At 71.1% G+C, this 4,630-nt stretch carries 3 protein-coding genes and 1 pseudogene; 2 read left to right on the top strand and 2 right to left on the bottom strand.

Annotation, left to right across the window (positions count from 1 at the left end; all coding sequences use genetic code 11):
* Nucleotides 1-592, top strand: a pseudogene (locus K8V84_RS06180) (serine/threonine protein kinase); the annotation flags it as partial.
* Complete coding sequence (locus K8V84_RS06175) at nt 589-2,136, top strand: serine/threonine-protein kinase (protein ID WP_304071581.1); 1,548 nt, start codon at nt 589-591, stop codon at nt 2,134-2,136. The pseudogene K8V84_RS06180 and the gene K8V84_RS06175, both read left to right, overlap by 4 nt.
* Here the strand turns inward: K8V84_RS06175 and K8V84_RS06170 are convergent.
* Nucleotides 2,133-3,539 (bottom strand): short-chain fatty acyl-CoA regulator family protein, encoded by a 1,407-nt coding sequence (locus K8V84_RS06170; RefSeq protein WP_304071578.1) that lies wholly within the window; start codon nt 3,537-3,539, stop codon nt 2,133-2,135. The genes K8V84_RS06175 and K8V84_RS06170 overlap by 4 nt on opposite strands.
* 323 nt (nt 3,540-3,862) lie before the next feature.
* Nucleotides 3,863-4,609 (bottom strand): aminoglycoside phosphotransferase family protein, encoded by a 747-nt coding sequence (locus K8V84_RS06165; protein ID WP_304071576.1) that lies wholly within the window; start codon nt 4,607-4,609, stop codon nt 3,863-3,865.
* Nucleotides 4,610-4,630: the final 21 nt, after the last annotated feature.

Genomic DNA, 4,630 nt, shown 5'->3' with positions numbered 1-4,630 from the left:
CGGCGACGAGGCCGTCGAACAGGTGGCGGTGGAGATCGCCTCGAACGGTCTGTTCATGGTGCACTCCGATCCCGACGGGACCCTCGACCTCGTCCCCGGGTTCGACGGGGCCGGCTCCGCCCTGCCCGAAGGGGTGGACCGGGCGGAGTTCGTGGTGGCGAGCGTCGACCTCGATACCGTCTACGCCGATGTCCAGGAGCAGAGCGGCGTCCAGGTGTTCGGCGAACTGGCGTACCTCGCGGACGAGGGCGGGTTCACCCTGCGGGCCGGCGACTTCGGTCTCCTCGAAGTGGGCGACGAGTGGGACCCGCTGCCGGAGGACCCCACCGCCGACGGACGTCCCTCGCACACCGCCCCGGGCGACGAAGTGGTCGCCACGGTCTCCGCGGACTCACCGAACGCGGAGTTCGCGGTGGACTTCGCCGACGCCCCACAGAGCGGGCTGCTGACCTACCTGCCGGCCGCGAACGCCGTCGGCGGTGCGGCCGAGGTGGCCGGCGTCTACACCTGCTACATGAACTGGCACCCCTATCCCCCGGTCGACATGACCGATGAGGAGTACGTGCCCTGTCCCGCGGAGCGACCCGAATGAGCGGCCACACGACCACGGGTTTCTCCCCGTTGCGCCCCGACGACCCGGAGACCGTCGGCGGCATGCGTGTCGTCGGGCGGATCGGTACCGGCGGCATGGGCACCGTCTACGCGGGAGTAGGGCGGCGGGGCCGGTACACGGCGATCAAGGTCATCCGCGAGGAACTGACCGAGGACCCCGGGCTGCGCGAACGGTTCACCCGGGAGATCCGGCTGCTCGGACGGGTCGAGAGCCGTTGCGTGCCTGCGCTGCTCGGGTCCGGTCGGGACGGTGGCGTGCCGTGGCTGGTCACCGAGTTCGTGCCCGGACTCTCGCTCTCCGCCCACGTGCGAGAACACGGTCCACTGCCACCGAACCTGCTGCGCGGGTTGGCCGGCGGGGTGGCGGAGGCCCTGGTCGCCGCGCACACCGCGGGGATCGTGCACCGCGACCTCAAGCCCGGCAACGTCGTCCTCGCGCCCGACGGGCCCAAGGTGCTGGACTTCGGCATCGCACGGGCCATCGACGAGACGGCCCTGACCCGCACCGGTGGTCTCGTGGGCACACCCGGGTGGATCGCCCCGGAGGTGCTGCGAGGGGCGCCGGCCACGCCCGCCGCCGACCTGTTCGGTTGGGGCGCGTTGGTGGCCTTCGCCGCGACCGGCAGGCCGCCCTTCGGCGCGGGTTCCACCGATTCCCTGGCGCACCGGGTCCTGGACCGGGCGCCCGATCTGGCGGGGGTCCCGGAGGCTCTGGTGCCCTTGGTGACGGCCGCCCTGGACAAGGACCCCGCGCACAGGCCGACGGCGGCGTGGCTCGCGGCGACGCTGACCGGTCACCCGGGTGGGGAGGGGTTGTCGGACGCGGTGGGCGCGCTGCTGGACCGGGAGTGGGCGGGGGTGCAGGCGGAGTCGCCGACGCCCCCGGCTCGTGGAGGTCGGAAGGTGCTGTTGGCCGCGGGCGCGACCGTGCTCGTGCTCGGTGCGGCGGGCGGTGGGCTTCTGGCGGCCCGGGCGCTCACCGATGAGGAGAGCGAAGCGGCGGAGGGGGCCGGGACCGCGCAGGGAGCCGAGACCGGCCAAGCCACGGAGGTCGACGGCGAAGGATCGTCCGGCGAACCCGGGTGGGAGCCGCCCGCGCCGACCCCCTTCGGCACCAACGCGGAGTGGGAGGCCCAGACCTTCGTCTCTCCCGACGGGTACACGACCTTCCAGGCGACCCCGGACCGGTTCGAGACGCTCACCTACGTGTCGGTGACCTCCGTGGAGGACACCGCCGACGGGGTCCGGTTCTCGGTGAGCGTGCTCAACCTGGTGGAGGGGCACGACGTTCCCGCCATGCTCACCGTCACCACCCCGACGGCTCCACTGGCGCCCCTTGAATCGCCCGGTCCGGTGGAGATCGGCGACGAACTCGACCTGACCTTCCCCGACGCCCCCGACCAGGGACAACTCACCTTCTCCGACGCCGACCACGACCCCGGGGTGTCCGGGTTCCCGCCGGTCAGCCTCTGCTACGACGCCCCGGCCGGCACACTGTCTCCCGACGCGCAGGACTGCGCCTAGGGTTCGGCGACCGGATACGGGGAGACGGTGCCGGCGTTCTCGTTGACCAGCAGCGCCCGGCCCGCCGGTGGGAAGGCCCGCTGTGGGCAGGCGGGGCGTTCGCAGACCTTGCAGCCCAGGCCGATCGGGGTGGCGGCCGACGGGTCCTCCAGGTTCAGGCCGGTGGAGTAGACCAGGCGGTGGGCGTGCCGCAGCTCGCAGCCCAGGCCCACCGCGAAGGTCTTGCCGGGTGCCCCGTAGCCGCCATAGCCCCGGGTGACGGTACGCGCGACCCAGAAGTAGGTACGCCCGTCGGGCATCTGCGCGATCTGCCGCTGGATGACGCCCGGGGCGGAGAACGCGGCGTAGACGTTCCACAGCGGGCAGGTACCGCCCGAGCGGGAGAAGTGGAAGCCGGTGGCGGACTGGCGCTTGGACATGTTGCCGGCGCGGTCCACCCGGACGAACGAGAACGGGACGCCCTTCAGGCCGGGGCGTTGCAGCGTGGACAGGCGGTGGCAGACGGTCTCGAAGCCCACCCCGAACCGGTCGGCGAGCAGTTCGACGTCGTAGCGTTCCCGTTCGGCGGTCTCTCGGAAGTCCCGGTAGGGCAGGACGAACGCGCCCGCGAAGTAGTTGGCCAGTCCGATCCGCGCCAGCCGGACCGCCTGTTCGGTGGTGAGTTCCTCGCCCCGGGCGAGTTCGTCCAACAGGTCGCCGTGTTCCAGGAAGGCGAGCTGGGTGCCGAGCTGGAAGGCGCGCTGGCCGGGGCGCAGGTGCGCGGCCAGCGACAACACACGCCGCTCGGGGTCGAACGTCCGGTTCCTGGAAGATCGGTCGACGGTCTCCACCCGCACCCCGTGACGTTCGGACAGCAGCCGGGTGAGGACCAGGTGCGCCTTGCCCGGTTCGGCGCCCTCCCCCTGTGCCAGTTCCTCGGCGAGTTCGTCCAGTTCGCCGATGTAGTTGTGGCGTTCGTAGAAGAAGTCGCGGACCTGTTCGTAGGCCATGGGAGCCACGGATGCGACACCCCCGTCCCGGCCCTCCGCCAGCGCGGCGGCCTGGCCGGAGACGTCCCGGTATCGACGGTGCAGGTCCACGAGGGCTCGGGCGACCGAGGGCATGGCGGAGGCGAGTTCGTCGAGTTCCTCCGTGCCGACCTGGTCTCCGGTGGGAACGTCGGTGAGGGCTTCTCGCAGTTCGGCGATCAGACGCGAGGTGTCTCCGGTCGCGAAGAAGCTCGGGTCCACCCCGAAGGCTTCGGTGATCCGGAGGAGGACGGGCACGCTGAGCGGGCGCTGGTTGTGCTCCATCTGGTTGAGGTAACCGGCGGAGATGCCCAGTTCACGGGCGAGTTCGGACTGTTTGAGCGAGTGTTCCTGTCGCAGCCTGCGCAGCCGCGGCCCCGCGAAGACCTTGCGCACGGCGATCGCCCCCTTCCGTCCCCGCCAGACTAACCCGAAGGTGTCTCACGAGGCGTTAGCAGACTTGGCAGGGATGTGAGGAAGGCTTAGCCGAACTCAGCAGGATGGTTCTTGAGGGTGTTCGGCGGACCGGGCCACTCACCGCTGCGGCGGGAGAGGTGCCCTTGCCCGACGCCGACTCGGCGCCACCGATGGGCTCGCCTCCGTCCACACCCACGTCGACGGACCGAGCACGAATCCCTTCCATGAGCGGGTGATCGCCCAGGGGACGGCCTGCTCGATGTCTCAGAGTGCCACTCGTAGTGGTCGGGGTCCGTGCGGCCTCACATCCGGGCCCTGAGCACGTCGACCTCACAGCCCGGCTCGAACGGGTCGAAGCCGTGCTCGCTCAACCAGCGAACTATCAGCAGGCTTCGCAACGACCACCACGCGTGGATCACGTCGAGGTCGACGTCGGTGCCATAACCGGCGAGGAGGTCGTCGAGGTGCTCCTCGTGTCCGAGCGTGAAGGTGGCGAGGTCGTACAGGGCATCACCCCGGCCCGCCTCGGACCAGTCGATGACGCCCGTGACCTGGTCGTCTTCGAGGAAGACGTGCGCGATCTGCAGGTCGCCGTGCGTGAACACCGGAGCCCACGGCCGAAGCGCGGCCTCGGCGACCTGGCGATTGCGGGTGACCAGCTCAGCGGGTAAGAGGCCGCTCGCCACGAGCGACTCGCACTCGTCGTCGAGTTCCGCCGCCAGCGCGACGACGCTTCGACCCGCGCGACCCGTCCGGGGCGGCAGGGGTGCTTCGTGCAGCTTCCGGATGGCGGCGCCCGCCGCGGCCCACGCCGCCGGTGACCCGGTCGCCGGCCCGCCGAGTCGCCCGAGCGTCGTCCCCGGGACCGCGGCGATCGCGAGCACGGGCGGCTTGCGCCACAGGACCTTCGGGGTCGGCACCGGCACGAGGGACATCGCCTCGACCTCGGCGTCGATGTGCGCCTGATCGACGTCCACCTTCAAGAACACGTCGCCGACGCGCAGAGTCGCGCGCTCGGAATGGGCGACGACGACCTGGATCTCATCCATGGGCGACAGTATTGCGAGGAT

This window comes from Nocardiopsis listeri, from assembly GCF_020741345.1.
Classification (GTDB): domain Bacteria; phylum Actinomycetota; class Actinomycetes; order Streptosporangiales; family Streptosporangiaceae; genus Nocardiopsis; species Nocardiopsis listeri_A.
This window is presented reverse-complemented; position numbering and strand designations above follow the sequence as displayed.

Bases quoted from the DNA above. Each gene is read 5' to 3' on its own strand.
- K8V84_RS06175 (WP_304071581.1), top strand. From the start codon at position 589: ATGAGCGGCCACACGACCACGGGTTTCTCCCCGTTGCGCCCCGACGAC.
- K8V84_RS06165 (WP_304071576.1), bottom strand. From the start codon at position 4,609: ATGGATGAGATCCAGGTCGTCGTCGCCCATTCCGAGCGCGCGACTCTG.